Consider the following 23,270-nt stretch of genomic DNA (forward strand, 5'->3'; position numbering starts at 1 on the left):
CGGCGGCAAATCGGAATTCCGGCGGGGCCAGAATCGGCCCCATCACCGGATTCCCTTTCCGCAGCTCGATTTTCGCGGCAGGCTCTTCTCCGAACCCGGGATCCAGTCCGCGACCGCACCCAGCGTGGCGGCACGGGCCTCGAAAGGCTCGGTCGTGCTCGCGAACATTCAGACTCAGTAATCCATGTAGTAGATCACCCAGCCCGACTCCTTACTGCGAATGCCGCGCAGCATCGAACGCGTGAAGAAACGAACGGCCTTCATTGGCGGAACGAGACGGGTCGCCGACGACGGCCTAGGATGATCACGATGTCCGCCGAACTCGTGCCCTCCGCGCCGGAAGCACCGACGGCCCGGCTGCCGGAGACCAGGGCCGAGAACCGGCGGCAAATCCTCGCCGAAGCCGTCGCGCTGCTTCCCGCGCTCCCGCCCGCCGACCCGCTCGACCGGTACGCGATCCGGCACATCACCACGCTCTGGCTCGAGACCGACAAGACCGACCACACCCGCCGCGCCTACTACGCCGACCTCTCCGCCTGGCTCGGCTGGTGCGCTCGCACCGGGCTCGACCCGCTGACGGCCCGCCGCGCCGACGTCGACGCCTGGAAGAACACCCTCACCGTCACCGGCAGGGACGGCCTGCCCCGGCCGGCCGCCGACTCCACCGTCGCGCGCACCCTCGCCGGCATCTCCAGCTGGTACCGGTACCTGCAGTCCAACGACATCGCCGACCGCAACCCGGTCTCCGCGGTCAACCGGCCCAAAACCGGCAAGACCCCGCCGCTACCGGCCCTCGGCGGCGAGTCGACGGCGAAACTGCTGAACCACATGGAGAACCGGGCTCGCACCAACGACACCGAAGCGTCCTGGCGCGACGCCGCCGTCGTCGCGATCCTGTTCTACACCGGCCTGCGTGTCTCCGGCCTGACCACCGCGACCGTGCGCGACCTGGACACCGACGCCGGGCACACGATCCTGCGCTACACCGCCAAGGGCGGCCACCGCGACTTCGTCCCGCTCGTCCCCGCCGCCCTGCATCCGCTGCACCGCTACCTCGACCTGCGCGCCGCCCGCGCCGGAGTCCGTCCCGACGAACTGACCGGGCCACTGCTCGCGACCATGCCCCACCTCTACGACAGCACCAAACCCGGCGGAAAACCGTTGGCGCAACGGGACGTCTGGTTCCTCCTGCGGGCACAGGCCCGTGCCGCCGGACTCGCCGAAGCGAACACCATCTCCCCGCACACCGCGCGGCGCACCACCGGCACCCTGCTGCTGGCCAACGACGTCCCGGTGCAGAAGGTCCAGGACCTGCTGGGCCACGCCGACATCCGCACCACCCGCGACCGCTACGACGCGCACCGGCACAAGCTGGAGACCTCCCCCGTGCACGCGCTCGCGCAGTTGCTCGCCGACGCGCGCCACCGTCAGAGCTGAGCCTGCCCCAGCTGGGACTTCGTCGCCCCGATCACGACACCGTCGACCCGCGTGAGCCAGCTCCCGCACAGACACCGGACGTACTCCAGCCTGCCCTGGGACACCCTCTGGGTGTTCCGCACGCTTCCCGGCAGTTCCGCCAGCGGCCACCCGCACCGCGGGCACATGTTCGCTTCCATACCCCGATCGTGCTGTAATGATTCAATGCACTTCAACCCTTACGGCGGAGCGGCGGCGCAGATCGCCGCCGAACTGGTCAATCTCGGCGACGCCGCCGGACCAGCCACCCTCACCGCGATCTTCAAAGACCGCATGACCGTCCCCGCCGTCCAGGAACACGAATCGACCGAGATCATCACCTGGACCCAGCGACTCCGGCACGTCTTCGAAGCCGACCCGGCCACACGCGTCGACCTGGTCAACGCACTGCTCCACGACTCCGCGTCCAAGCCCTACATCTCCACCCACGACGGCAAAGCCCCCCACCTGCACTACGTCGACGCGCACGCCGGCACCGTCTCCCGGGTCCGGGCCTACACCGCGGGCGGGCTCGCGCACCTCGTCTGCGACGCCCCGGATCGCTTCGGCGTCTGCTCACGCGAAGGCTGCGAAACCGTCTACGTCGACGTCTCCCGCAACGGCCGGCGCCGCTTCTGCTCGACCCGCTGCGGCACCAGGGTCCACGTCGCCGACCACCGCACCCGGCAGGCCGGCTAGACGCCCGGTGCGAGAGTTCGGTCTAGATCGCGTACCTCCAGGCCGTCAGGGCATGCGCCGAGAACCACGCGCCCAGGACCACCCACGACGCCGCGGCCGCCACCGCCGTCACCGTCCGCCGCTTCGACAACCCGATCGCGATCGGGATCAGCACCGGGAAAGCAGGCAGGATGAACCGGATCTTCGCGTCCGGCAGCCCCCGCGTCCCGATCGCCAGCAACAGCACCCCGACGCCGTACAGCGTCAACGGCCACGGCACCCGGATCAACGCCGCCACAACGGCCAACGCCACCGCACCCAGCAGCAACAACACCGTCAACGTGCTGAACACCGACTCGTCCCCGGTCAACCGCGCCAGCACCGAATCCGCCGTCTCCGCCCCGAAATCGAACTCGGTGTTCCAGCCCCGCAACTCGATGTCCTGCCAGCCGGTCCAACTACCCGTCCGGTACGCGACGAACCCCAGGTACCCCGCCACCCCCAACGGCGCGACCACCGCACCCGCCAACGCCCACCAGCGCTTCTCCGTGCGCCGGAAGACCGCGATCAACGCCGCCACGACGACCACCGCGACCAGCACCACCGCCGTCGACCGGGACAACCCGGCCCCGAAAGCGCACAACCCGGCCAGCATCCAGCGCCGCTCCAGCACCCCCACCAGCGCCCACACCGCGAACGCGCAGAAAACCGCCTCCGTGTAAGCCATCGAGAACACGATCGCCATCGGCGCCCCGGCCCACAACGCCACCAGCAGCAACCCGGTCCGGTCACCCCGATCCGGCGACACCGCCCGCCCGATCCGGATCAGCCCGCACGCCAGCACGAGACCAGCGATCACCGACACCGTCAGCGCCGCGGTCACAACGTCGGGCCCGAGCCACATCACCGCGCCGACGAGCTTCGGATACAGCGGGAAGAACGCCATCGGCGCGTCCGAATACGGCTGCCTCGCCGCGTCCAGGGTCCCCGGCAGATCCGCGTACCCGTGCACCGCCAGCCGCAGGTACCACTGACCGTCCCACGCGGTCAGCCGATCGGTCAGCGTCGCCCCGCGCCGGGAGGCCAGCAGATCCAGCAACTGGACACTCGCCGTGCGGATCACCAGATACAGCGCGATCGCCCTCGGGTAAGGCGACCAGGCCAGTCTGTCGAGGACTCTCTCGAACACACGCGCCGGACGCCCCTGCCGGGGCGCCGTCTCGGGAACGGCGGGTTGATCAAGGTCGTCGACTTCTCGAAGCACGATCAGAGTGTCCACAATGTGAGGTCATTTCGCCGTTCGATCCCGAAGATTCACAGCTCGAAAGCAGGTGGGGAAGGCCACAAACCAGGCTTGTGAGCCCACCTCGATCTTGTGTTTCCCAGCCCCCGCCCACGGCTCCTACGGTCGGAACCATGAGCGAACAGAACCTCAACGACACGGTCGCGATCATCGCCGGCGGCGCGAAGAACCTCGGTGGACTCCTCTCCACCACCCTCGCCGAGGCCGGCGCCAAGGTCGTCGTCCACTACCACGGCGACACCTCCGCGGCCGACGCCGAGAAGACCGTCGAAGCCGTCCGCGGCACCGGCTCCGAAGCCATCGCCGTCCAAGGCGACCTGACCAGGGTCGCCGACGTCCGCCGCCTCTTCGACACCGCGATCGACAACTTCGGCCGCGCCGACATCGCGGTCAACACCACCGGCATGGTCCTGCGCAAACCGATCCTCGAAACCACCGAGGAGGAGTACGACCGCATGTTCGCGGTCAACGCGAAAGCCGCCTACTTCTTCATCCAGGAAGCCGGACGGCGTCTTTCCGACAACGGCAAGATCATCAGCCTCGGCACCTCACTGCTGGCGGCCTTCACCGACGGCTACTCCACCTACGCCGGCGGCAAAGCCCCACTGGAGCACTTCACCAGGGCGGCCGCCAAAGAGTTCGCCGACCGCGGCATCTCGGTCAACGTCGTCGCCCCCGGCCCGATGGACACCCCGTTCTTCTACCCGCAGGAAACGCCCGAACGGGTCGAGTTCCACAAGTCTCAGGCCATGGGTGGACGCCTCACGAAGATCGAGGACATCGTGCCGATCATCCGGTTCCTTGCCACCGACGGCGGCTGGTTCACCGGCCAGACGATGTTCCCGAACGGCGGCTACACCACCCGCTGACCCCTACGCTGACCGAGACGCCGCAGACCGAACACGAAGGGGAACCCCGGGGTGGGCCTGGACCTGTACAAGCTGAACCACCTCATCGCCGTCGCGGAAGAAGGCAGCTTCACCCGCGCGGCGACCCGGCTGCACCTGAGCCAGCAGGCGCTGTCGACCTCGGTGCGCACGCTCGAGCGGGAAGTCGGCGTCCCCCTGCTCGAGCGGAGCGCCACCGGCGTCACCGTCCTCCCCGCCGGACAGGCACTCATCGCCGACGCCCACCTCCTGCACGGCATCGCCGACTCCGCCGTCCAGCGCGCCCGGCGCATCGGCAGGAGCGAACCGGAACGACTCCGCGTCGGCCACACCCCCGCGGTCACCGGCGACGAGGTCACCGCCCTGCTCCGGAAGCACCAGCCCGACCCCGGGCTGATCATCGACGTCAACCAGCGCTATCCCGACGAACTCGTCGCGCAACTACTCGGCGGACAACTCGATCTCGGCCTCGGCCGCGCCCTGACCCTCGCGCACGGCCTCGTCGGCACCACCCTGATCCGGCAGCCGCTCAACGTCGCCGTCGCGGCCGGCCACCGCCTCGCCGGACGCGACGACCTCCAGCTGAGCGACCTCGCCGACGAGGAGATCACCGTCTGGGGACATCCCGGCCGCTCCGGGTACACCGATCTGCTCGTCAATCTCTGCCGTGACGCGGGATTCGAGCCACGCGTGCGCCGCAACCCCATCCAGGGAACACCACCGGTCACCGCCGTACTCGACACCGACGGCGTCGCCTTCGTGACCGCGGCGCCCGGACCGGCGGCCGGCGGCGCGGTGTGTGTCCTGCGGCTGGAACCGGCGGTACACGTCCCGCTTCAGGCCCTTTGGCCCCAGCACGGCACTTCCGACGCTCGCCAAGCCTTTCTCGCGTCTGCCCAGGGTTTCTCCTGAGGCGCACGGGCCTCTGAAGGACTAGGTACCTACTGCGTGACCTGTGGCGCTTCTTGCGTGATGCCGGGTTGAAGTACATGAAGGCCCCCTTCCTGTACCTAGGCGCAAGGAAGGGGTCCTTCATGTACTTGGGGAAGGCCTTCACGGACCGCGGGCCCGCGATCAGCCGAAGCCAGCGGTCAGCAGGTACCGAGGGTCACCCTCAAGAGAGTCCGAATCGCCACTCACGAGGCCTCGCCGGTTCGCCGATCGTGGTGATCCAGCAGCTTCGACAGCAACTCGCTGAACTGCTTCCGCTCGCCGGGTGACAGCGGTTCCAGCAGTTCGTCCTGGCGCTCGGCCAGCTGTTTCTCCAGCCTCCGCAACTGCCGCTTCCCCGCGGTGGTCAGCGAGATGACGTTGCGCCGCCGATCGGCGGGGTCCGGGGCACGCTCGACCAGTTCGCGTTCGGCGAGTTCGTTGATCGTCGCGACCATCTCGCTGACGTGGATCCCACTGCGGCGACCCAGCGTCGCCTGACTGGCGGGCCCGTACTCCTCCAGCGTCGCCAGTACGCGGTAGTGGTAGCCACGGGCGTCGACGGCGGAGAACCCGTCGGTCACCAGGCGATGGGCGTGGTTCGCGGTCTGCGTGAGCAGCCAGCTGGGCAGACCGCGCCATCGGGCAGGCGGCTCTCCGGACGAGTTCTCCATGTGACGAGTCTAACCAATCGTTGGGAGCCCGAACGATTACGGTATCGTTCGGAGACCAAACGTTAGTCGCCTAAACGTTTAGGCAACCACTGGGAGCAAAAGACCATGATCAAACCCTTCCGCATCGACATCCCCCAGGCCGACCTCGACGATCTCCACGACCGCCTGTCCCGCACCCGCTGGCCCAACGAGATCACCGACGCCGGCTCGGACTACGGCTTTCCGCTGGCCCGCCTCAAGGAACTGGCCGAGCACTGGCGCACCGGTTACGACTGGCGCGCACACGAAGCCGCGCTCAACGAGCTTCCACACTTCACCACCGAGATCGAAGGCCAGAACATCCACTTCGTCCACGTCCGGTCCGCGAACCCGGACGCCCTCGCGCTGATCCTCACCCACGGCTGGCCCGGTTCGTTCCTGGAGTTCCTCGACGTGATCGAGCCGCTGTCACGCGACTTCCACCTGGTCATCCCGTCCATCCCCGGCTACGGATTCTCCGGCCCGACCCACGAACGCGGCTGGGACCTCACCCGGATCGCGCGAGCTTGGGCCGAGCTGATGCACAGGCTCGGATACGAGCACTACGGCGCACAGGGTGGCGACTTCGGCTCGGGCATCTCGATCGCACTCGGCACGGTGGCCCCCGAACAGGTCGTCGGCGTACACGTCAACTACCTGCCGACCCGGCCGGACGCCGGTGTCGAACTGTCCGAAAAGGACGAAGCCCGGCTGGACAAGGTCCGGCGGCTGATGGCGAACCGGCCGCCGTATCAGGCCCTGCAGGCCGCGACCCCGCAGACCATCGGCTACGCGCTGACGGATTCGCCGGTCGGCCAGCTGGCCTGGATCGCCGAGCGTTTCGCGCAGTGGACCGATCCCCGCTCGCCGGTCAGCGACGACCGGATGCTCACCGACATCTCCCTGTACTGGCTGACCGCGACCGCGGCCTCCTCCGCGCGACTGCACCACGAGGCCGCGCGCGGCACCGAGCCGTGCCCGGTCCCACTCGGCGTGGCGGTGTTCCCGCACGACATCACGCAGTCGGTGCGACCACTGGCCGAGCGGCTGTACGACATCAGGCACTGGTCGGAGTTCGAGCGCGGCGGGCACTTCGCCGCGATGGAGGCGCCGGACCTCCTGGCCGACGACATCCGGACTTTCTTCCTCGGGCTGTCCACGTCTTAGCAGTGTTTTCCGATAACACTGATGATTTTTTGAAGCCAGCCCCAGCGTATAGGGCGTTATACACTTGAAGAAAGGTCAGCGAACGGTCGGGAGTTCCGCCGCCTCGACCGACTTCCGGTCTTCCAGGACGCGCTGCTTGGCGTTCTCGATGTGCCGGCGCATCCGAGCGGCCGCCTCGTCGGGCTCCCCCGCCACCAAGGCGTCGTACACGGCGCGATGCTCCTCCGCCGCCAGCCCGGGCGCTCCCCTGGCGGACCCGAGCTTCGCGAAGAACCGGAACCGCTGCACCTGTCCCCCGAGTGACCGGTATGCCTTCTCCAGGAACGGATTGTCCGCCTGGGCGGCGATGAGCAGGTGGAATCGTTCGTCGATGGTCCAGTACGCGCTGAAGGCCGCGGTGTCCGGCGAGGTGGCCGCCCGCGCGAGGTCGTCGACGCTCTCCAGGACCTCTTCGAGGAACTCGGGCGTCGTCCGGCGGGCGGCCTCGTAGGCGAGCGCGGGTTCGAGGACCAGCCGCGCGTCCATCAGCTTCACCAGCTCGAACTCGGTGAGCAGCGGGGCGACCCGGTAGCCCTTGAGCGCCTCGCGGCGGACGAGCCCGGTGTGTTCCAGCCGCGCCAGCGCTTCCCGCAGCGGCGTCTGACTGACGTCGAGTTCCCGTGACAGCGCACCGATGTTGACCGGCTCGCCCGCGGACCATCGGCCGTCGGTGAACTGCCCCAGCAGTACCTCGTACATCCGGTCGGCGAGCGGCTGTCGTCCGGACCTCCGCGGGGAAGTCATAGGTCCCTCCTTAGTCGCATCACGATATCCCGCGCGCCGGATCGGTTCGATCTTGCCTAGCTATAGTATTGACACGAATCCTATAGTATTTCCATCAGGCAGCTTCGAACAGGAGAAACGAACCGGATGACCATGCGCGTACTCGTGACGACCTCGTATCTGAAGCCCGGCGGCGAGGTCGACAAGCTGCTCTCGGACGCGGGTTCCGACACCGTCTTCACCACCCCCGCGCAACGCGAAGCCACCGGCACTCCCCTGGCCGACCTCGTCCGTGAGGCCGACGGGATCGTCGCGGGCACCGACGCCTTCCCCGCCGCCGTCATCGAGGCCGCGCCCAGGCTCAAGGTGTTCGGCCGCTGCGGTGTCGGCTACGACAACATCGACCTCGACGCGGCGACCCGCCACGGCGTGGCCGTCACCTACACCCCGGGCGCGAACCGCCGCTCCGTCGCCGAACACGTCCTGGCCCTCATGCTCAACTGCGCACGGCTGATCCCGCAGAACATCGCGAGCGTCCGGGAAGGTCGCTGGGAGCAGCGCAGCGGACGGGAACTCGACGGCGCCGTGCTCGGCCTGATCGGGCTGGGTTCGATCGGCAAGACCGTGGCCCGGCTGGGGCTGGCGCTCGGGATGCGGGTCGTCGCCCACGATCCGTACCCGGACCGGGACTTCCTGGCGGAGACCGGCGTCGAAGCCCGCACCTTCGACGAAGTACTGGCGGAAGCCGACTTCCTCAGCCTGCACATCTTCCTCGACGACTCCACCCGTCACCTGATCGACGCGTCCGCGCTGCGAAAGGTGAAACCCGGGGCTTTCCTGATCAACACGGCACGCGGAGAAGTGGTGGACGAGGAAGCCCTCGCCGACGCGCTGGAGAACGGCGCGCTGGCGGGCGCGGCCCTGGACGTGCTCACGGAGGAGCCCTTGCCACTCGACAGCAGGCTGCGCAGGCTCGACAACGTCCTGGTCACCGCGCATATCGGCGCGGCGACGGAACAGGCAAGGTCCCGCTCCAGCCTGATGGCCGCCCAGCAGGTGATCGACGTCCTGCGGGGACGCACTCCCGGCAACCTCGTCAACCCCGGATACCGCCGATGATCCTCCACAATGGACTCCGGCTCGACGCCAACCTCAAGTGGCTGTTCACGGAACTCCCCTTCGAACAGCGCTTCGACGCGGCCGCGGCCGCCGGTTTCACCGCCGTCGAGTACGCCTCGCCGTACGCCTTCCCCGCCGCCACGCTCGCCCGCCGCCTCGCCGACGCGGGACTGACCCAGATCCTCATCAACTCCCCCACCGGCGAACCCGGCTCTCCCGAACGGCTCGGTTACGCGTGCCTGCCCGGCCGTGCGGCCGAATTCCGCGCAGGAGTGGAACTCGGCCTCGAGTACGCCGTGGCACTGGGCAGCACCTTCCTGCACCTGCCCGCCGGGATCCGGCCCGCCGGCGTCTCCCGTGACCGTGCCTTCGCGCAGTACGTCGCGAACATCGCCTGGGCGGCGGATCAGGCTCGCGGCAGCGGCGTCCGGCTACTGCTGGAGGCACAGAACAAACAGGACGCGCCGGGCTTCGCCCTCGACGACCAGGCACACGCGGCAGCGGTGACCGACGCGATCGACGAACCCCACGTGTCTCTGCTCTTCGACGTCTACCACGCCTCCATCGACGAGAAGGACGTCGTCACGGCGCTACGGGAATTCCTGCCCCGCGCCGCCCACCTGCAGATCGCCGACTCACCCGGCCGGGGCGAACCCGGTACCGGCGGCATTCCCTGGGCCGACGTCTTCGACACCCTGAACTCCGAGGGCTACGACGGCTGGATCGGCTGCGAGTACAAGCCCGCCACCAGCACCGAAGCAGGTCTGAGCTGGATCGAGGAGCACGTCCGATGAGCCCGCGTATCGCATTGATCAGCGCCACACCGGCCGCGATCCCGCCGGCGGTGAACGCGCTGGCGACCGGATTCCCGCGGGCCCAGCCTTGGAACATCCTCGACGACCGGCTGCTGGCCGACGTCGGGGAAGACGGCCGCACGTCCGCTTTGGACGGCCGGATGCGCCGCCTCATCGACTACGCGGTCGCCGGCGGCGCCGACGGCGTGCTGCTCACGTGCTCGCTCTACGGCGAGGTCACGAAGCAGGTCGACGCGCCGGTCCCGCTTCTCGCGCCCGACGAAGCGGCCTTCGACGACGCGCTTTCCAGCGGTCACACCCGGATCCTTGTGGTCGCCTCGCTGGCCTCGGCGCTGAGCGACTCCACGGCACGTTTCGAGCAGGCGGCACGCGACAAGGGGATCACCGTCGAGGTCGGCGGAGTGCTCGCGCCGGACAGGCTCGTCGAAACGTGCCGGGCGCGAGCCGTCGGATGGGATCTCGTCCTGCTCGCCCAGTACTCCCTCGCCCCCGCCGCGGATGAGCTGTCAGCCGCACTCGGCGTACCCGTCGTGTCCGGGCCTCGCAGCGCCGCGGCGAGGCTGAAGGCGGTGATCGGCGAATGACCGGCACGCTCGGCGCGATCGCCGACGACTTCACCGGCGCGACCGACGTCGCCGCGGCCTTCCGCCGGGGCGGACTACGCACCCTGCTGTTCTTCGGCGTACCACCCGAAGACGAGGCGACACCACCGCACGACGCGATCGTGATCGCCCTGAAGAGCCGCGCGATCCCGGCAGGCGAAGCGGTTGCGGCGTCCTTGGAAGCGGTGCGGTGGCTGCGAAACCGGCAGGCGGAGCAGATCTACTTCAAGTACTGCTCCACTTTCGACTCGACGCCGCGCGGCAACATCGGCCCGGTGCTCGACGCGCTGTCGCAGGCGTCGCCGCCCGGCGGCGTCGTGATGACGCCGAGTTCACCGGAGCACGGCCGCACGCAGTACCAGGGCCATCTCTTCGTCGGCGACACCCTGCTCGCGGAGTCGCCCATGCGCGACCATCCCGCGACCCCGATGACGGACTCGCATCTACCCCGGTTGCTGCGGGCGCAGACCGACACCCCGGTCGCCCTGATCACGCACGACGTCGTCCGGCGCGGGGAAACCGCCGTGCGCGCGGCGATCCAGAGCGAGACCGGCTACGTGCTCGTCGACGCGCTCACCGAAGACGATCTGCGGCTGCTGGGCCGGGTCGCGGTGAACTCACCCCTCGTCGCGGGAGCGGCAGGTCTCGCGGCCGGACTCGCGGCCGCACGGGCCTCCACCGCGCCTCCGGTCACCGAGGCGCCCACCCCGACCGGCCCGGCCGCCGTCCTGTCCGGAAGCTGCTCGGCACGAACGCTCGAACAGGTCGCCGTCATGACGAGTCTCGGCCGCCCCGCGTACCGGCTCGACCCGGTGACGACACCGGATCCGGACGCCCTCGCGGCCGAAGCACTCGCCTGGTACGACTCCCTGACCGCACCCGGACCGCTCGTCTACTCGTCGTCGAGTCCGGCGGATCTCAAGCGCACCCAACAGGAACTGGGCGTGGCGAGATCCGCTGAAATCCTGGAGAAGGCGACCGGGCTCATCGCCGTCGGGCTCGTCCAACGCGGGGTGCGCCGGCTCGTGGCGGCCGGCGGCGAGACCTCCGGCGCGATCGTCACCGCACTCGACGTCCACGGCGGCGTCATCGGGGCGGAAGCCGCGCCCGGCGTGCCGTGGATCCACCCCGTGGGCGACGACCGGCCCGCGCTGCTGCTCAAGTCCGGCAACTTCGGCGATCCGGACCTCCTCGCGACGGCGTCCGGCTCATGAGTGCCGACCGGCTCCACCGCGAACGCGTCATCGCCGCGGCGCGATCCCTCTACGACCGGGGCCTCACCCACGGCCGCACAGGCAACATCTCCGTGCGCCACGGCGAGCAGATCCTCGTCACGCCCACCGGGGCCTGCCTCGGCACGGTGCGACCGGGAGATCTGTCCGTCGTCGACGCCGACGGAAACCACCTCGCCGGACCGCCGCCGTCGAAGGAAGCCTTCTTCCACGCGACCGTGCTCCGGCAGCGTCCTTCCGACAACGCGGTCGTGCACACCCACTCGCCCCATTCCGCCGCCGTCTCGTGCCTGGACGGTCTCGACCCGGACGACGCCATCCCGCCGCTGACCGCGTACTTCGCGATGCGGGTCGGCCGCCTCCCGCTGCTCCCCTTCCACCCGCCGGGCGACCCCGGCGTCGCCGAGCCGATCGCTCGCGCCGCCGTCGACCATCCGGCTCTGCTGCTCGCCAACCACGGCCCGGTCGTCGCCGGGACGAACCTCGACACCGCCTTGGACACGCTCGAAGAACTCGAGCACACCGCGGAGATCTTCCTGCTCCTGCGAGGCCGTCCGGCCCGGCCGCTGACCGACCGTCAGCGCGACGCCCTCCACTCCCCACCCGCCCGAAGGGACACCCCGTGATCACCCTCTTCACCGCCCTCTCCGTCAAGAAGGCGCTCGACGACGTGTTGCTGCACGCGTTCACGAAGAAGCACGGCGTCGACGTCGACGTCACCTACGACCCCACCACCATCCTGGTCGAGAAGATCAAGGAGGGCGCCGAACCCGACGTCGTGATCGCCGTCTCCGGCGCCTTCGCCGAGCTGGAGGCGCTCGGCGCGGTCACCGCCGAATCCCGCGTCGTACTGGCGAAAAGCGGGATCGGCATCGCGACCGCGCCGGAACTCGACGACCCCGGCATCGGCACGGTGGACGCCCTTCGCACGGCCCTCACCTCCGCGCGATCCGTCGCGTACTCCCGCAGCGGCGCGAGCGGCATCTACTTCGCCCGGCTCCTCGAAGACCTGGGCATCGCCGAGGAAGTGAACGCTCGGGCCACCATCGTGGAGAAGGGATTCACCGCGCTCGCCGTGACCGACGGTCGCGCCGATCTCGCGGTCCAGCAGCTCAGTGAGCTGAAGTTCGTCCCGCAGGCCCGCATCGTCGGACCGCTTCCGGACGAGGCCCAGCACTACAGCGAACTCTCGGCCGCACTCGGCCCTGCGGCCTCTGCCGAAGCCGCGGACCTGCTGCGGTTCCTCGCGAGCCCCGAGGCGATGACCGCTTACCACGACGCAGGCCTCGTCACGGGTGACACATCCCGGGTCCGCGCGTGAACGCGATCCTGGCGCTGGTCGCGTTCATCGCCGCCATCGTCGTGTGGAACGCGATCTTCAAACGCAACATCGGCGAGGCGATGGTCGTCGGTTTCCTGGTCACCGCCGCCTTCGCGGGCACGGACTTCTTCGCCGTCGCCTGGGAAAGCCTCCTCGACGGCCTCAAGTCCGAGATCACCTTCGCCGCGCTGGCGTTCGTCTTCGTCAGCGAACTGCTCACCAGGACCGGCCTGGTGCAACGGATGGTCGACATCCTCAGCTCGTTCCTCGGCCGCCGCCGAGGTGGCTCGGCCTACGCGGCGACCGTCGCTTCCGGACTGTTCGGCGCGGTCGCCCACAACGGCGCCGCGATCGTCGCCACGGTCGGGTCGATCACGATCCCCTGGATGAAACGGTCCAAGGCCAGCGGCGAGACCGCCGCGCTGGTGCTGTCCGGAAACGCCGGTGTCGGCGCCACTTTCCCCTTCAGCGGCGCGTTCTTCATCCTCCTCGCCGCCCCGACCGTGCTGCCGGTGCTCAGCGCGGGCGACATCGTCCCGACGATCTTCGTCACCGGCGTGTGGATGGTGGGGATGCGGCTGATCATGGCCTACGTCATCGTGAAACGCCGTGGCGTGCAAGCGATGGAACCGCAGGACATCCATCCGCTGCGGGCGTCGTTCAAGGTCGGCTGGCCGTCACTGGTCGTCCTCGGCTCGATCGCCGTCCCGATCCTGCTCACCGCCCCGCCGACCGCGGACTTCGTCTCGGCTCGCATCGGCATCGACGCCCCGGACGCGATCCCGCTGCTCATCTGGCTGCCGATCGTCATGCTGCTGGTCGGCCTGCTCGTCGAACGGAAACTGCTGCCGAAGGGGCGGGCGCAGTGGTGGGATCTCTTCGGCGCCGTCGGACCCAAGCTCGGCCTGGTCGGCGTCACGATGATCTCGGCGTTCGCCGCGTCGAACGTGCTGAAGACACTCGGCCTGGACGATCAGCTCAAGCCCTACCTGGAAGGGCTCACCGGCGTCTCCCCGCTGGTGGCCGCCATCGTGGTCGGCGTCGTCATCGTGCTCGTCGCCGGACCGCTCAACACGACGTCCACGGTCGCCGCCGTGGGCCCGGTGGCGTTCGCCGCGCTGACCGCCGCCGGCATCCCGCCGCACGTCGCCTTCGCCGCGATCCTCGTGTGGGCCTCTTCGGAGGGATGCTCACCACCGGGCGCCGCCCCGCTGTACGTCGCGGCGGGTATCGCCGAGATCAACCCGGTCCGGATCTTCATCCCGGTCGTCCTCTACTACCTGTTGCCCACCCTGCTGTTCGGCGTCCTCATGGCCGTCGGGCTGCTGTGGCTCCCTGGAGCGTGATCACCGTGTATCGGATCCTGCTGGCCGCGACCCGCGTCTGTCTCTTCGCGTTCCTCGTCGGCGGCTTCGTGGTCGTCGCCGGGCAAACCCTCGGCATCGTCGTCGGTTCCGGCCCGATCGTGACGGCCTTCGGCACCGATGTCGCCGACAGTGTCTGCGTTGTCGCCGGCATCGCGGGCATCCTGGCGTTTCTTCTGTTCTATACGCGCGAAGGGCGCGAAAACGCTCCGAATACAGACGAATGATGCGCGTCACCCCGACGTATATAGCGTTATACGTCGGGGTAGGCGAGCGAGTCCCGCGAGGAGAAGGCAGATCAGGTAGGCGTTGCCGATCAAGGCCTCCGCGAGGTTCCAGTCGCGCTCCGCTCCCCCGCCGCCCGGGACCACGGCGACCGTCCATCCGGTGAACAGGACGGCGACCATCAGCGCCACCCCGCGGCGTCCCCTGGCGGCGAGGAGGCCGATCGCGGGCACCACCCACACCCAGTGGTGAGTCCACGAGATCGGGCTGATCAGCAGGGAGCATCCCGCCGTGACCAGCACCGCGGCTCGGTCGTCACCCGCTCGGTGGAGGCGGTGCACGAGCCACATCGACACCGCCGCGAACGCCACGCCGGACAGCACGATCAACAGCGTGGCCGTCCGTCCTTCCTGGCCGGTCCGCGCGACGAATCCCTGCCACGACTGGTTTCCCACCCAGCCCTTCATCTCGGTGAAATGGTCGTTGAAGATCGCCGAAGTCCAGAAGCGAACGGAGTCGGCAGGCAGGACGACCATCGCGAACGCCGTCGCGCCGACAAAGGCCGCCAGCGCGCGTGCCGCGTCGGCGGTACGCCGCACCACCAGGAGATGGACGATGAAGATCAGCGGGATCAGTTTGACGGCCGCGACGATCCCGATCGTGATCCCGCGCCAGCGTGAATCACGCAGGAGGAGCAGGTCCGTCACCACGGCGGCCATCAGGACGAGGTTGACCTGGCCGAGGCCAATGGTCTGCCACACCGGCTGAAGCGCGAAGGCGCCGAGCAGCAGAAGCGGCAGGTGGGCCCGGTCGGCGAACGGGCGGAGCGCGAAGTAGAGCGACGGCGCGGCCGCCAGTGCCAGCAGGCCCCAGCACAGCTGGGTGGGCAACGCGGTCAGCGAGGTGAACAGGAGCGCGGCGAACGGCGGATAGGTGAACGGCAGCTCCGGCGCCCATTCGGGGAGCGCCCGCAAGGGTGAATAGAGGCTTTCCCCTTCCACCACGGCGAACCCGCCTGCCCGGTACACCGCCGAATCGATGCCGAGCGGCAGCTCCGAGATCCACCAGCCGAGCGCCACCAGGGCGCATACGGTCATCGCTCCGCCGACGACGATCAGCGCCGGGGCGGCGCGTCGCCCTCTTGACCACTCCATGGGGAAACGATCTCCGGAACCACGCCGGGAAACATCGCCCCGGGGAACCGTCTTGGCGCCGCTACCCCGGTACTCGCTTTCGTGCCTACCCCTACCCCGGTATCAGGGCATGGCTCCCGGCACGACGAGCCCCGCCTCGTACGCGACCATGACCGCTTGCGCGCGATCACGCACTCCGAGTTTGGCGAAAACCCTGCTGACGTGGGACTTCGCCGTCTGTTCCGCGATCACCAGCGCTTCGGCGATCTCCGTGTTGGAGAGGCCGCGGGCGACCAGCCGGAGCACTTCAGTCTCACGTGCGGTCAGCTCGGCCACGAGGGTGTGACCCGCGTGCGCCGAGGCGTGGGTGCGGGTGAATTCGCCGATCAAGCGCCTGGTGATCGCCGGCGCGAACAGCGCGTTACCCGCGGACACCACCCTGACCGCGGTGACCAGGTCGTCCAGCGGGGAGTCCTTCAGCAGGAAGCCGCTGGCACCCGCCCGCAGCCCGCCGAACACGTATTCGTCGATGTCGAAGGTGGTGAGGATCAGCACGCGGACCTCTTGCCGCCCCGCCACGATCCGCCGGGTCGCCTCGATCCCGTCGAGTTCGGGCATGCGCACGTCCATCAGCACGACGTCCGGTTCGAGTTCGGCGCACAATGCGACGGCGGTGGTCCCGTCCGCGGCCTCCCCCACCACCCGCAGGTCGGGCTGCGCGTCGAGCACCGCGCGGAAACTCTGCCTGACCATGGTCTGGTCGTCGGCGATGACCACCGAGATCACGGTTGCGGATGCCCCTCACGATCGAGCGGAACGGTCAGCGCGACGAGGAAACCGCCGTCCGGCCGCTCCCCCGCCTCAAGATCAGCCGCGAGCATAGCGGCCCGCTCCCGCATGCCGACCAAACCGTGTCCGCTGCCGGTCTGATCCGTCCTCTTCGGACCGTCGCCGGGCCCGTTCTCGATGAGCAGCCGGACGGAACCCGGTCCGGCCGTGAGTTCGACCGAGATGGGCGCTCCGGGAGCGTGCTGGATCGCGTTGCTGAGGGCTTCCTGCACGATCCGGAACACCGACAACGCGACGCCGACCGGGACGGCGTCGAGATCACCCCGCAGGTGGAGCTCGCACGCGGTGCCGGCGGCCTTCACCCCTTCCACGAGTTCGACCACCTTGCCCAGCCCCGGCTGCGGCGAAGTCGGCAGAGCGTGATCCTCGGACCGGAGCACGCCGAGCAACCTGCGCAGCTCGGTCAGCCCTTCACGAGCGGTTCCGGCGAGGTCGGCGAACTCCTGCCAGATCTCGGCTTCGCGGCCGGCGTTGGCCGGATCGGCGAACCGGAACCGCGCCGAGTCCGCGCGCACCGCGAGTACGGACATATGGTGCGCGACCACGTCATGCAGTTCCCGCGCGATACCGGCCCGTTCTTCCAGCAGTGCCGCCCGGGCCTCCTCGGCGAGCCTGCGTTCCTGTTGTGCCACGCGTTCCTCTTCGGCCAGCCTGCGCTGCCGGACCGTGTTGCCGAGGAAGAACGCGATCCCGCCCAGCAGGACGAGCAGCGCCGCGTCACGCCAATCACCCAGGAAGGGCGTGGCGGCACCGAACGAGATCAGCCCCGCCCAGGTCAGTTCCGCCTGATCGTTGCTCTCCCCCACCAGGTAGAAGACGAGCGCCGCCGTGAGCGCGAAGCCCGGCGCCCACGGCCAGCCCCAGGTGGCGGCGATGCCGGGCAAGGTCAGCGGGGTGCTCACGACGCCGACGATCAGCGTGCGCCACCCCCACAGCGGCGAACGCACCGCGAGCAGGCAGGGCAGCACGGTGATGAGCACGTTGAACGTCTTCACGGGCGGCGACACCGAGACGGTCGAGAACGTGACGAAACCCGCCCAGAGTCCGCATCCGACGATCGCCAGCGTGCGCAGCCAGCGCAACCCCGCCGAACGCTTCGGCGGGGCGTCGGTTCCGGCGAATGCCGTGTAGCGCAGGGCATCCCACCACGCCCGCAGGCGCTGTCGGGTGATCATCAGACGTCACCCTACCTTCGGATCGCCTCATGGCACTGAGTGCCAGAACCGGCTACGGCTCGTTCAAGGCGGCGTTCACCTTGGCGATGACGGTGTGCAGCGGTGCCGCCGTGGTCAGTACGGCCACCACCGTCTTTTCGGCGCCGTCCGCCGCGGCGGGTTCGGCCCTGAACGCGTCGATGACCAGCGCGAAGGCCTCCGCCGCGCTGGCCGCGATGTCGTCCTGCCCGCCACTGCGCAGCCAGCGCCGGAGCACGTGGTTGTTGGCGGCCGCGATCGCCGCCGCGGCCACGGCCGCCCGCAGGCTCGCCGTCTCGTCGCCCTGCTCCGTGAACCGCGCCCGCAGGTAGCGGGCGAGCACCCGCTGGTAGCGGTCGACGGTCGCGACCTCCTTGTCCCGCAACGAAGGCACCGTCCGCGTCAGGGTGAACCGCTTGAGCGAGACGTCGAGTTCCGCGGCATAGGAGTCGAGGACAAGGCCGACGGCGTCGCAGGCCACCTCCACCGGGTCGCGGCCGGGATCCGCGGCGGCGAACGTCTCCTCCATCTCGGCCACGATCTCGTCGTGGTTCGCGAAGAGCACGTCGTCCTTGGCGTCGAAGTACCGGAAGAACGTCCGGCGGCCCACCCCGGCGGCGGCCGCGATCTCGTCCACCGTGGTGGCCTCGTAGCCCTTGGCCACGAACAGGTCCACGGCCGAGGCGGCGAGCGCGCGACGCAGCCTGCGACGGCCCGCGGGGGTCGCCCCGGCCCTGGTCACCGGCGCTCGGCGCGGCGAATCGGTCATAGCGGGACGGTAGCAGCCACTTGCTAGTGGCACTGAGTGCCGTTAGGCTGACGATGATCCCGGGGCCATCGTGTCCCTCCTCCGTCCGGAAGGCGCCGACGATGTCGCTGGACCACCAAGTGCTTCCGATCGAGTCCCGCTCGTCAGTGGAGTCGATCCGCCCCCGGGGCGACGCCTTCTACAGCCGCCTCTTCGGCTGGTCGCTGAAATGGCGTGGCACGCAGCCGTTCCTGGTGCTCGAGAACGGGATCTGCGCGGTGACCCTGCCCAAGATCAACGGCGCCCAGGTCCTCACCCGGCTCGCCGAGACCGGCTGCGAGGGCCCCGCCATGGCGGTGCTGACCCAGCAAGGCCCGCGTGTGGCCATCCTCGCGGAATCCGACGGGCTGATCCCGCCCCGGATCTCCCTGCCACCGCATGTCGAGGTGCTCGCCTGGGGGTCACTGCTCCCCTTGCCCGTCGACTCGGGCCGCGCCGAAGCCCACGCGGAATGGCTCTCGGCACCTGATCCCCGGCAGCGCTGGCTTCCGAGCCTGGACGCCGTCCTCGCGGGCGTCCGGCCGAGGTAGCGCTCGCGGCTCATGCCGCCACCGAGGCCTGAGCCGAGACAAGCAGAGCTCCACCGTCCGATTCGGACAGAGTGATCTCGAGCGTCGCGCCTTCGGCCAACGGAGGAAGGTCGCTGAGGGTCACGCGGCCGATCAGCCGGTGCCCGCGGCGCGCGTTCATCACACCGGGGCGCCGGACCTCGATCCCCGACCGCTGCCACACGCGGACACTGCCCGCTGTCGCCGTCCGGCCGCGCCACAGGCTTGCACACCAGGCCGCGAGCGCGGCCCCCGCCGTGTTGCACAGCACGTCGTCCAGCGATCCGACCCGGCCGGCGCCCTGCCAGACCTGAAGACACTCGATCGACACGGACGCCACGAACGCCGACAGGACGACCCGCGGCACCGGCCTCGCCCACTCGAAGCGCACCGGCATCAGCACCGCTAGCGGCGTCAGCAGGAAAACGTTGCCCGCCAACTGGAACAGGGCGGGGTCCGGATGATCACCGAAGACGGGCAGGACGTCCGCCAGCAGGTGAAGACTCACCGGGGAACCGCGTCCCGTCGTCGGCGCCGGCACGAAGACGACCAGGAGCACCGCGAAAAGCGAAGCCAGCAAAGCGAAATCCAGCGCGATCACGAACGGGCGACGCCGCTTCCCGCGAAGGCGCGCCCCGATTTCGGCGACTCCCGCACCGGCCGCGGCGGCGAGCAGCGACCACGGTGCGGCGCCGGAGAATGCCTGCCACCACCATCCCATGCACTCCCCTTTCGCCGATGATCGTCTTCGGCGAGGGTGGCAGGATCGTGAAGGTCAGACAAGAACCCGGGCTATTGTCGGTGAATAACTACCATATGCGTTGATAGTGCACCGGATTCGTTTGTCACGGCCGTGCGGTCAGCGCGGGGCCGATCCACCGGCGGACGAGGGTACGCAACTGCTCGTCGGTGTGGGCCGGCGTGGACGGGTACTGCAGGAACGAGAGGAACAGCCGCATCAGCATTTCGGCGAGCCCCTCGAAGTCCTCGTCGGTCGTGACGCCCACCGCGGCCCAGTCGACGGGCACGTTCCGGAGGATCCGCGCGCCGAGCGCGAAGGACTGCGAAGAAGTGACCGCGACGGTGAAGACGTCGGCCTCACCCGCTTTCAAGAGCAGTCCGAGGTACGGCTCGTCGGGGACCGCGCGGACGCCGAAGACCACGGATTCCACCGCGACCTCGGCGGCACTGCCGAACGAGGCCAGATGCCGTTCCATCCGCCCGGCGAACTCCTCGACCCGGTCCAGCGCGACCGCGCTGAGGATGTCGGCGAGGCTCGGGAAGTAGCGGTAGACGGTCTGCCGGGTCACGCCCGCTTCGGCGGCGACGTCGGAGAGGCTGGTCTTGGCGAGACCGACCCGGTCGATGCAGGCCGTCGCCGCGTCGACGATCCGGCGGCGAGCCTCGCGCTCGGTTCCGGGCGGGTTGCCCCGCCATCCGTGGTGCCCCATACGTCCCATCTTCCCCGAACGGAGAATCTCAGACGGTGGCAGGTGCCCCGCGGCGCACGCGGTACAGCGCGGCCAGCAGCAGACCGGCGGCCACGAAGCAGGCCAGTGTGTACAGACCGTTCCCGACCGGGGTGCCGTCTTCGGTGACGCCGTTCTCCGCGGACAGGTAGCCCGGCAAGGCGCCGAGCCAGAACACGGCCATACCGCCCAGGTAGACGGCGGGATAGAACCGGGTGAAGGCGGTCAACGGCTCGCCGGGACCCCGGTGCCGGACGAAGATCCAGATACCCGCGAACCACAGCAACGCCAGCTCGACGCCGAGCACCCAGGCCTGCGCGGTCACGTTCCCGCTGAAGACGCTCGACGGGAGACCGGCGATCGCCATACTCGGCGGCGTGAGGACACCGGCCACGGCGATGCGTGCCGCGAGCGACCACCCGCGTCGCGAACCGCCTGCCAGCCGCACCACCAGATAGGTCATGGCGCCCATCGAAACGGAGGCGAAAAGCAGCATGCTGTTCATGGGAACCGAATCCAGCGCGGGGTGGTTGACGATCCGGTTGTTCCCGTTCCAGGCCCACCATGTCAGCTGCGGGCCGAGGTGATCGAAGACCTCGTAGAACACCTGACAGGCGAAGGCGACCGCCACCGATCCGATCAGCGCGCCCCTGGCGCGGAAGATCCCGAGGGAGCGGACGAGTTCGTAGGCGAGCTGGCTGATCATCGGATAGAACGCCACGATGTACAGCGGCAGCCGGTCCCACATGAACTGAACGGTGAACCGGTTGTGAGCGAAGATGAAGCCGTACTGCCGCTCGAGCCCGAACCACTCCGGGAAGTACAGCGGCGGTTCGATGACGAAGAGGTAGACCAGGGAAGCGCACCAGAGCGCCAGGTTGGTCGAATCACCCTGACGGTGACGGCGAATCGCGTGCACCAACGCGAACACAGCGCCGCCGAGGACGAGCAGTTCCAGCAGCGGCATCGTCCAGTGGGCCGCCGCCCACGGTGGGCGGATCGACAGCCAGGGGGAAACGTCGTGGCAGTCGAAGCCGAGTCCGCGGGTGACGGCTTCCGCGTCCGGCCCGCATACGGCGTTCATCGGGAGACGGCGGGCTCGGTGGCGCCTTCCGGCGAGTAGTCCGTGACCGGTGGCTCGGCCCGGGCGTCGAAGTCGAAGGGAACCCGGTGCCGTCCGAGCGCGGCCCGGATCCGGTAGCGCACGAGCCCCGCGAGCACGCGCGGGTTCGTCATCATGTCCTTCAAGGACTCGTCGAGGTTGAACACCTTCGCGAAGTGCTCGTCGACCACGTCGTCCTCGCGGGCGGCGCCGACGATGAGCCTGAACGCCGGGCCGGACACCGCCTCGAGCAGGCGGCGCTTCCACTCCCCCGCCTTTTCCGTGCCCACCGCGCAGGCGTAACCCTGATCCCTCGCCATCGCCAGGCTCCACGGCACGTTGAGCAGCTTTCGTTGCGCGGCAAGGAAACGCGCGGAGAACTGCGGGTCGAGGCGGCCGGCGCGCGCGAGGTGCTCGCGCAGCAGCAGCGCCGAACCGGCGGCCGAACTGATGCCTTGCGCGTAGAACGGGTTGAACGCGCAGATCGAGTCGCCGACGAACGCGAGGCGTTCCGGCGGGGTGCGGAGCCGGTCGTAACGGCGCCACTTGTTGCCCGTCGAGCGGGTCAGATGCACCTCGGACGTCGGGGTGGACCGCTCCATCGCGGCCGCGAACAAGGGCGCCCGCACCCGGCGGGCCGACTCGACGAACGCCTCCGTGGTGCGCGGCATTTCGAGCCCCCACGAGCCCATGCACGCGATGACGCGGTTGCCTTCGATCGGGAAGAAGTTCACCAGGAACTCGTGCTCGGCCGGATGCGTGCCCTTGTCGGGGGTCGGCATGATCACCAGATGCCGCCACCACCAGGACGGGGGCCGGTCCTCGGGTGAGGGCAGGTCGTACCAGCGCGAGGTGTAGGTGACCTTGGCGTCGAGGGTCCGCACTTCGGGTTCGGGCCAGCCCGCCGCCGCCAGCCAGGCGCTGACCGAGGAACCGCGGCCCATCGCGTCCACCACGAAGTCGGCGTCGACGTGCTCCTCACCGTCGCGGGTGGCGAACCCGACCCCGGTGACGGCACCCGCCCGCGTGGCCAATCCGTTGACGGCCACGCCTTCGCGGATCACGACGTTCGACAAGGCCCGGACCTTGTCGCGCAGCACGCGTTCGATGAGGATCCGCGAGCCGTAGATCATCGTCATCGCGCTGCGTTTCCGCGCCGACCAGCCCTTCCCGTCGAGATAGGCGGCGTCCATGGACGGCATCAGATGCAGTCCGCCAGCGGCGATGAGGTCGTCTTCGAATCCGGGGAACAGCTCGCCGATCGCGCGACGGCCGGAGTTCAGCAGGAAATGCGGATGTTTGCTCTGCGGTACCCCGCGCCGATGTTCGGCCTCGGCCGGAAGCTCGTCGCGTTCGAGCACCAGCACCTCGTCGAAGTACGGGGCGAGCGCGCCCGCGGTGCAGAGGCCGGCGGCGCTGCCACCGAGGACGACGGCGGTCTTGCCCAGTCGCATGCGGACCAACTCCCAGCGTCATTCATACACATTGACAACGCATGTATGAATGTATGAACGACGCTGGAAGCTGTCAAGGAGGGACCCGGGGAAGAAGACAGAGCAGGTGCCCGGTCGTGAGTGATTGGGAGGATTAGAGCCAAGGGCGACTTAGGTAGCCGA

General features: G+C 69.2%; 27 protein-coding genes. 14 read left to right on the forward strand and 13 right to left on the reverse strand.

What is annotated here, in order from left to right; translation table 11 throughout:
• Positions 1 to 42: 42 nt before the first annotated feature.
• Positions 43 to 168, reverse strand: coding sequence for a hypothetical protein (locus tag DMH03_RS42945; protein WP_255431266.1), 126 nt, complete (start codon positions 166 to 168; stop codon positions 43 to 45).
• A 141-nt stretch (positions 169 to 309) separates the two neighbouring features.
• On the opposite strand from DMH03_RS42945, the gene DMH03_RS33070 reads away from it, so the two are divergent.
• Positions 310 to 1,437 (forward strand): tyrosine-type recombinase/integrase, encoded by a 1,128-nt coding sequence (locus DMH03_RS33070; protein WP_158633144.1) that lies wholly within the window; start codon positions 310 to 312, stop codon positions 1,435 to 1,437.
• Here the strand turns inward: DMH03_RS33070 and DMH03_RS33075 are convergent.
• The gene (locus DMH03_RS33075; RefSeq protein WP_125795894.1) at positions 1,428 to 1,616 is read right to left on the reverse strand and encodes a hypothetical protein; all 189 of its coding nucleotides are present in this window, start codon (positions 1,614 to 1,616) and stop codon (positions 1,428 to 1,430) included. The genes DMH03_RS33070 and DMH03_RS33075 overlap by 10 nt on opposite strands.
• 25 nt (positions 1,617 to 1,641) lie before the next feature.
• Here DMH03_RS33075 and DMH03_RS33080 point away from each other — a divergent pair, with 25 nt between their 5' ends.
• Positions 1,642 to 2,154, forward strand: coding sequence for a CGNR zinc finger domain-containing protein (locus DMH03_RS33080; RefSeq protein WP_125795895.1), 513 nt, complete (start codon positions 1,642 to 1,644; stop codon positions 2,152 to 2,154).
• Between the two features lie 22 nt (positions 2,155 to 2,176).
• Here DMH03_RS33080 and DMH03_RS33085 read toward each other — a convergent pair whose 3' ends face one another.
• Positions 2,177 to 3,397, reverse strand: a complete 1,221-nt coding sequence (locus DMH03_RS33085) for a hypothetical protein (RefSeq protein ID WP_233611766.1) — start codon at positions 3,395 to 3,397, stop codon at positions 2,177 to 2,179.
• Positions 3,398 to 3,549: 152 nt separating this feature from the next.
• Here DMH03_RS33085 and DMH03_RS33090 point away from each other — a divergent pair, with 152 nt between their 5' ends.
• Both DMH03_RS33090 and DMH03_RS33095 read left to right on the forward strand, forming a co-directional pair.
• The gene (locus DMH03_RS33090; RefSeq protein ID WP_125795897.1) at positions 3,550 to 4,305 is read left to right on the forward strand and encodes an SDR family oxidoreductase; all 756 of its coding nucleotides are present in this window, start codon (positions 3,550 to 3,552) and stop codon (positions 4,303 to 4,305) included.
• A gap of 51 nt (positions 4,306 to 4,356) precedes the next feature.
• The gene (locus DMH03_RS33095; protein WP_125795898.1) at positions 4,357 to 5,235 is read left to right on the forward strand and encodes a LysR substrate-binding domain-containing protein; all 879 of its coding nucleotides are present in this window, start codon (positions 4,357 to 4,359) and stop codon (positions 5,233 to 5,235) included.
• A 224-nt stretch (positions 5,236 to 5,459) separates the two neighbouring features.
• On the opposite strand, the gene DMH03_RS33100 is transcribed toward DMH03_RS33095, so the two are convergent.
• On the reverse strand, positions 5,460 to 5,927 hold the full coding sequence (locus tag DMH03_RS33100; protein WP_125795899.1) for a MarR family winged helix-turn-helix transcriptional regulator: 468 nt from the start codon (positions 5,925 to 5,927) through the stop codon (positions 5,460 to 5,462).
• Between the two features lie 105 nt (positions 5,928 to 6,032).
• Here DMH03_RS33100 and DMH03_RS33105 point away from each other — a divergent pair, with 105 nt between their 5' ends.
• A complete protein-coding gene (locus tag DMH03_RS33105; protein ID WP_125795900.1) occupies positions 6,033 to 7,112 on the forward strand; it encodes an epoxide hydrolase family protein in 1,080 nt (359 codons plus the stop codon).
• Positions 7,113 to 7,187: 75 nt separating this feature from the next.
• Here the strand turns inward: DMH03_RS33105 and DMH03_RS33110 are convergent, their stop codons facing one another.
• The gene (locus DMH03_RS33110) at positions 7,188 to 7,895 is read right to left on the reverse strand and encodes a GntR family transcriptional regulator (RefSeq protein ID WP_125795901.1); all 708 of its coding nucleotides are present in this window, start codon (positions 7,893 to 7,895) and stop codon (positions 7,188 to 7,190) included.
• Between the two features lie 126 nt (positions 7,896 to 8,021).
• Here DMH03_RS33110 and DMH03_RS33115 point away from each other — a divergent pair, with 126 nt between their 5' ends.
• The 8 genes from DMH03_RS33115 to DMH03_RS33150 are packed head-to-tail and all read left to right on the forward strand — an operon-like array spanning position 8,022 to position 14,554.
• Entirely contained in the window at positions 8,022 to 8,993 is a 972-nt protein-coding gene (locus DMH03_RS33115; protein ID WP_125795902.1) for a phosphoglycerate dehydrogenase, read from the forward strand.
• On the forward strand, positions 8,990 to 9,787 hold the full coding sequence (locus DMH03_RS33120) for a hydroxypyruvate isomerase family protein (RefSeq protein ID WP_125795903.1): 798 nt from the start codon (positions 8,990 to 8,992) through the stop codon (positions 9,785 to 9,787). Before DMH03_RS33115 ends, DMH03_RS33120 begins: the two co-directional genes overlap by 4 nt.
• Positions 9,784 to 10,392 (forward strand): hypothetical protein, encoded by a 609-nt coding sequence (locus tag DMH03_RS33125; RefSeq protein WP_125795904.1) that lies wholly within the window; start codon positions 9,784 to 9,786, stop codon positions 10,390 to 10,392. The genes DMH03_RS33120 and DMH03_RS33125 overlap by 4 nt, the downstream gene beginning before the upstream one ends.
• A complete protein-coding gene (gene otnK, locus DMH03_RS33130; RefSeq protein ID WP_125795905.1) occupies positions 10,389 to 11,624 on the forward strand; it encodes a 3-oxo-tetronate kinase in 1,236 nt (411 codons plus the stop codon). The genes DMH03_RS33125 and otnK overlap by 4 nt, the downstream gene beginning before the upstream one ends.
• Positions 11,621 to 12,268, forward strand: a complete 648-nt coding sequence (gene otnC / locus DMH03_RS33135) for a 3-oxo-tetronate 4-phosphate decarboxylase (protein ID WP_125795906.1) — start codon at positions 11,621 to 11,623, stop codon at positions 12,266 to 12,268. Before otnK ends, otnC begins: the two co-directional genes overlap by 4 nt.
• Complete coding sequence (locus DMH03_RS33140) at positions 12,265 to 12,963, forward strand: substrate-binding domain-containing protein (protein ID WP_125795907.1); 699 nt, start codon at positions 12,265 to 12,267, stop codon at positions 12,961 to 12,963. Before otnC ends, DMH03_RS33140 begins: the two co-directional genes overlap by 4 nt.
• Positions 12,960 to 14,309 carry a TRAP transporter large permease subunit gene (locus DMH03_RS33145; RefSeq protein WP_125795908.1) on the forward strand — a complete coding sequence of 450 codons (1,350 nt, stop codon included), beginning with the start codon at positions 12,960 to 12,962 and terminating at the stop codon, positions 14,307 to 14,309. Before DMH03_RS33140 ends, DMH03_RS33145 begins: the two co-directional genes overlap by 4 nt.
• Before the next feature lie 5 nt (positions 14,310 to 14,314).
• Positions 14,315 to 14,554 carry a hypothetical protein gene (locus DMH03_RS33150; RefSeq protein WP_125795909.1) on the forward strand — a complete coding sequence of 80 codons (240 nt, stop codon included), beginning with the start codon at positions 14,315 to 14,317 and terminating at the stop codon, positions 14,552 to 14,554.
• Between the two features lie 6 nt (positions 14,555 to 14,560).
• Here DMH03_RS33150 and DMH03_RS33155 read toward each other — a convergent pair whose 3' ends face one another.
• The 4 genes from DMH03_RS33155 to DMH03_RS33170 form a co-directional block, all read right to left on the reverse strand.
• Complete coding sequence (locus tag DMH03_RS33155) at positions 14,561 to 15,706, reverse strand: glycosyltransferase 87 family protein (protein ID WP_125795910.1); 1,146 nt, start codon at positions 15,704 to 15,706, stop codon at positions 14,561 to 14,563.
• A gap of 102 nt (positions 15,707 to 15,808) precedes the next feature.
• Positions 15,809 to 16,471 (reverse strand): response regulator transcription factor, encoded by a 663-nt coding sequence (locus DMH03_RS33160; protein ID WP_125795911.1) that lies wholly within the window; start codon positions 16,469 to 16,471, stop codon positions 15,809 to 15,811.
• Positions 16,468 to 17,709 carry a sensor histidine kinase gene (locus DMH03_RS33165; RefSeq protein ID WP_125795912.1) on the reverse strand — a complete coding sequence of 414 codons (1,242 nt, stop codon included), beginning with the start codon at positions 17,707 to 17,709 and terminating at the stop codon, positions 16,468 to 16,470. Before DMH03_RS33165 ends, DMH03_RS33160 begins: the two co-directional genes overlap by 4 nt.
• Before the next feature lie 52 nt (positions 17,710 to 17,761).
• On the reverse strand, positions 17,762 to 18,496 hold the full coding sequence (locus tag DMH03_RS33170) for a TetR family transcriptional regulator (protein ID WP_125795913.1): 735 nt from the start codon (positions 18,494 to 18,496) through the stop codon (positions 17,762 to 17,764).
• 101 nt (positions 18,497 to 18,597) lie between these two features.
• Between DMH03_RS33170 and DMH03_RS33175 the strand changes: the two genes are divergently transcribed.
• Positions 18,598 to 19,065 carry a glycogen operon protein GlgX gene (locus tag DMH03_RS33175; RefSeq protein WP_125795914.1) on the forward strand — a complete coding sequence of 156 codons (468 nt, stop codon included), beginning with the start codon at positions 18,598 to 18,600 and terminating at the stop codon, positions 19,063 to 19,065.
• A 10-nt stretch (positions 19,066 to 19,075) separates the two neighbouring features.
• On the opposite strand, the gene DMH03_RS33180 is transcribed toward DMH03_RS33175, so the two are convergent.
• The 4 genes from DMH03_RS33180 to DMH03_RS33195 form a co-directional block, all read right to left on the reverse strand.
• Positions 19,076 to 19,804 (reverse strand): VanZ family protein, encoded by a 729-nt coding sequence (locus DMH03_RS33180; protein WP_125795915.1) that lies wholly within the window; start codon positions 19,802 to 19,804, stop codon positions 19,076 to 19,078.
• Positions 19,805 to 19,928: 124 nt separating this feature from the next.
• The gene (locus DMH03_RS33185; RefSeq protein WP_125795916.1) at positions 19,929 to 20,534 is read right to left on the reverse strand and encodes a TetR/AcrR family transcriptional regulator; all 606 of its coding nucleotides are present in this window, start codon (positions 20,532 to 20,534) and stop codon (positions 19,929 to 19,931) included.
• A 28-nt stretch (positions 20,535 to 20,562) separates the two neighbouring features.
• Entirely contained in the window at positions 20,563 to 21,636 is a 1,074-nt protein-coding gene (locus tag DMH03_RS33190) for a hypothetical protein (RefSeq protein WP_125795917.1), read from the reverse strand.
• Complete coding sequence (locus DMH03_RS33195) at positions 21,633 to 23,108, reverse strand: NAD(P)/FAD-dependent oxidoreductase (protein WP_125795918.1); 1,476 nt, start codon at positions 23,106 to 23,108, stop codon at positions 21,633 to 21,635. Before DMH03_RS33195 ends, DMH03_RS33190 begins: the two co-directional genes overlap by 4 nt.
• Between the last annotated feature and the right edge of the window lie 162 nt (positions 23,109 to 23,270).

Source organism: Amycolatopsis sp. WAC 01376, from assembly GCF_003947415.1.
Classification (GTDB): Bacteria; Actinomycetota; Actinomycetes; order Mycobacteriales; family Pseudonocardiaceae; genus Amycolatopsis.

Coding starts and splice junctions, on each gene's coding strand:
- DMH03_RS42945 (WP_255431266.1), bottom strand. CDS start 168: ATGTTCGCGAGCACGACCGAGCCTTTCGAGGCCCGTGCCGCCACGCTG.
- DMH03_RS33070 (WP_158633144.1), top strand. CDS start 310: ATGTCCGCCGAACTCGTGCCCTCCGCGCCGGAAGCACCGACGGCCCGG.
- DMH03_RS33075 (WP_125795894.1), bottom strand. CDS start 1,616: ATGGAAGCGAACATGTGCCCGCGGTGCGGGTGGCCGCTGGCGGAACTG.
- DMH03_RS33080 (WP_125795895.1), top strand. CDS start 1,642: ATGCACTTCAACCCTTACGGCGGAGCGGCGGCGCAGATCGCCGCCGAA.
- DMH03_RS33090 (WP_125795897.1), top strand. CDS start 3,550: ATGAGCGAACAGAACCTCAACGACACGGTCGCGATCATCGCCGGCGGC.
- DMH03_RS33100 (WP_125795899.1), bottom strand. CDS start 5,927: ATGGAGAACTCGTCCGGAGAGCCGCCTGCCCGATGGCGCGGTCTGCCC.
- DMH03_RS33105 (WP_125795900.1), top strand. CDS start 6,033: ATGATCAAACCCTTCCGCATCGACATCCCCCAGGCCGACCTCGACGAT.
- DMH03_RS33110 (WP_125795901.1), bottom strand. CDS start 7,895: ATGACTTCCCCGCGGAGGTCCGGACGACAGCCGCTCGCCGACCGGATG.
- DMH03_RS33115 (WP_125795902.1), top strand. CDS start 8,022: ATGACCATGCGCGTACTCGTGACGACCTCGTATCTGAAGCCCGGCGGC.
- DMH03_RS33120 (WP_125795903.1), top strand. CDS start 8,990: ATGATCCTCCACAATGGACTCCGGCTCGACGCCAACCTCAAGTGGCTG.
- DMH03_RS33125 (WP_125795904.1), top strand. CDS start 9,784: ATGAGCCCGCGTATCGCATTGATCAGCGCCACACCGGCCGCGATCCCG.
- otnK (WP_125795905.1), top strand. CDS start 10,389: ATGACCGGCACGCTCGGCGCGATCGCCGACGACTTCACCGGCGCGACC.
- otnC (WP_125795906.1), top strand. CDS start 11,621: ATGAGTGCCGACCGGCTCCACCGCGAACGCGTCATCGCCGCGGCGCGA.
- DMH03_RS33155 (WP_125795910.1), bottom strand. CDS start 15,706: ATGGAGTGGTCAAGAGGGCGACGCGCCGCCCCGGCGCTGATCGTCGTC.
- DMH03_RS33165 (WP_125795912.1), bottom strand. CDS start 17,709: ATGATCACCCGACAGCGCCTGCGGGCGTGGTGGGATGCCCTGCGCTAC.
- DMH03_RS33170 (WP_125795913.1), bottom strand. CDS start 18,496: ATGACCGATTCGCCGCGCCGAGCGCCGGTGACCAGGGCCGGGGCGACC.
- DMH03_RS33175 (WP_125795914.1), top strand. CDS start 18,598: ATGTCGCTGGACCACCAAGTGCTTCCGATCGAGTCCCGCTCGTCAGTG.
- DMH03_RS33180 (WP_125795915.1), bottom strand. CDS start 19,804: ATGGGATGGTGGTGGCAGGCATTCTCCGGCGCCGCACCGTGGTCGCTG.
- DMH03_RS33185 (WP_125795916.1), bottom strand. CDS start 20,534: ATGGGGCACCACGGATGGCGGGGCAACCCGCCCGGAACCGAGCGCGAG.
- DMH03_RS33190 (WP_125795917.1), bottom strand. CDS start 21,636: ATGAACGCCGTATGCGGGCCGGACGCGGAAGCCGTCACCCGCGGACTC.
- DMH03_RS33195 (WP_125795918.1), bottom strand. CDS start 23,108: ATGCGACTGGGCAAGACCGCCGTCGTCCTCGGTGGCAGCGCCGCCGGC.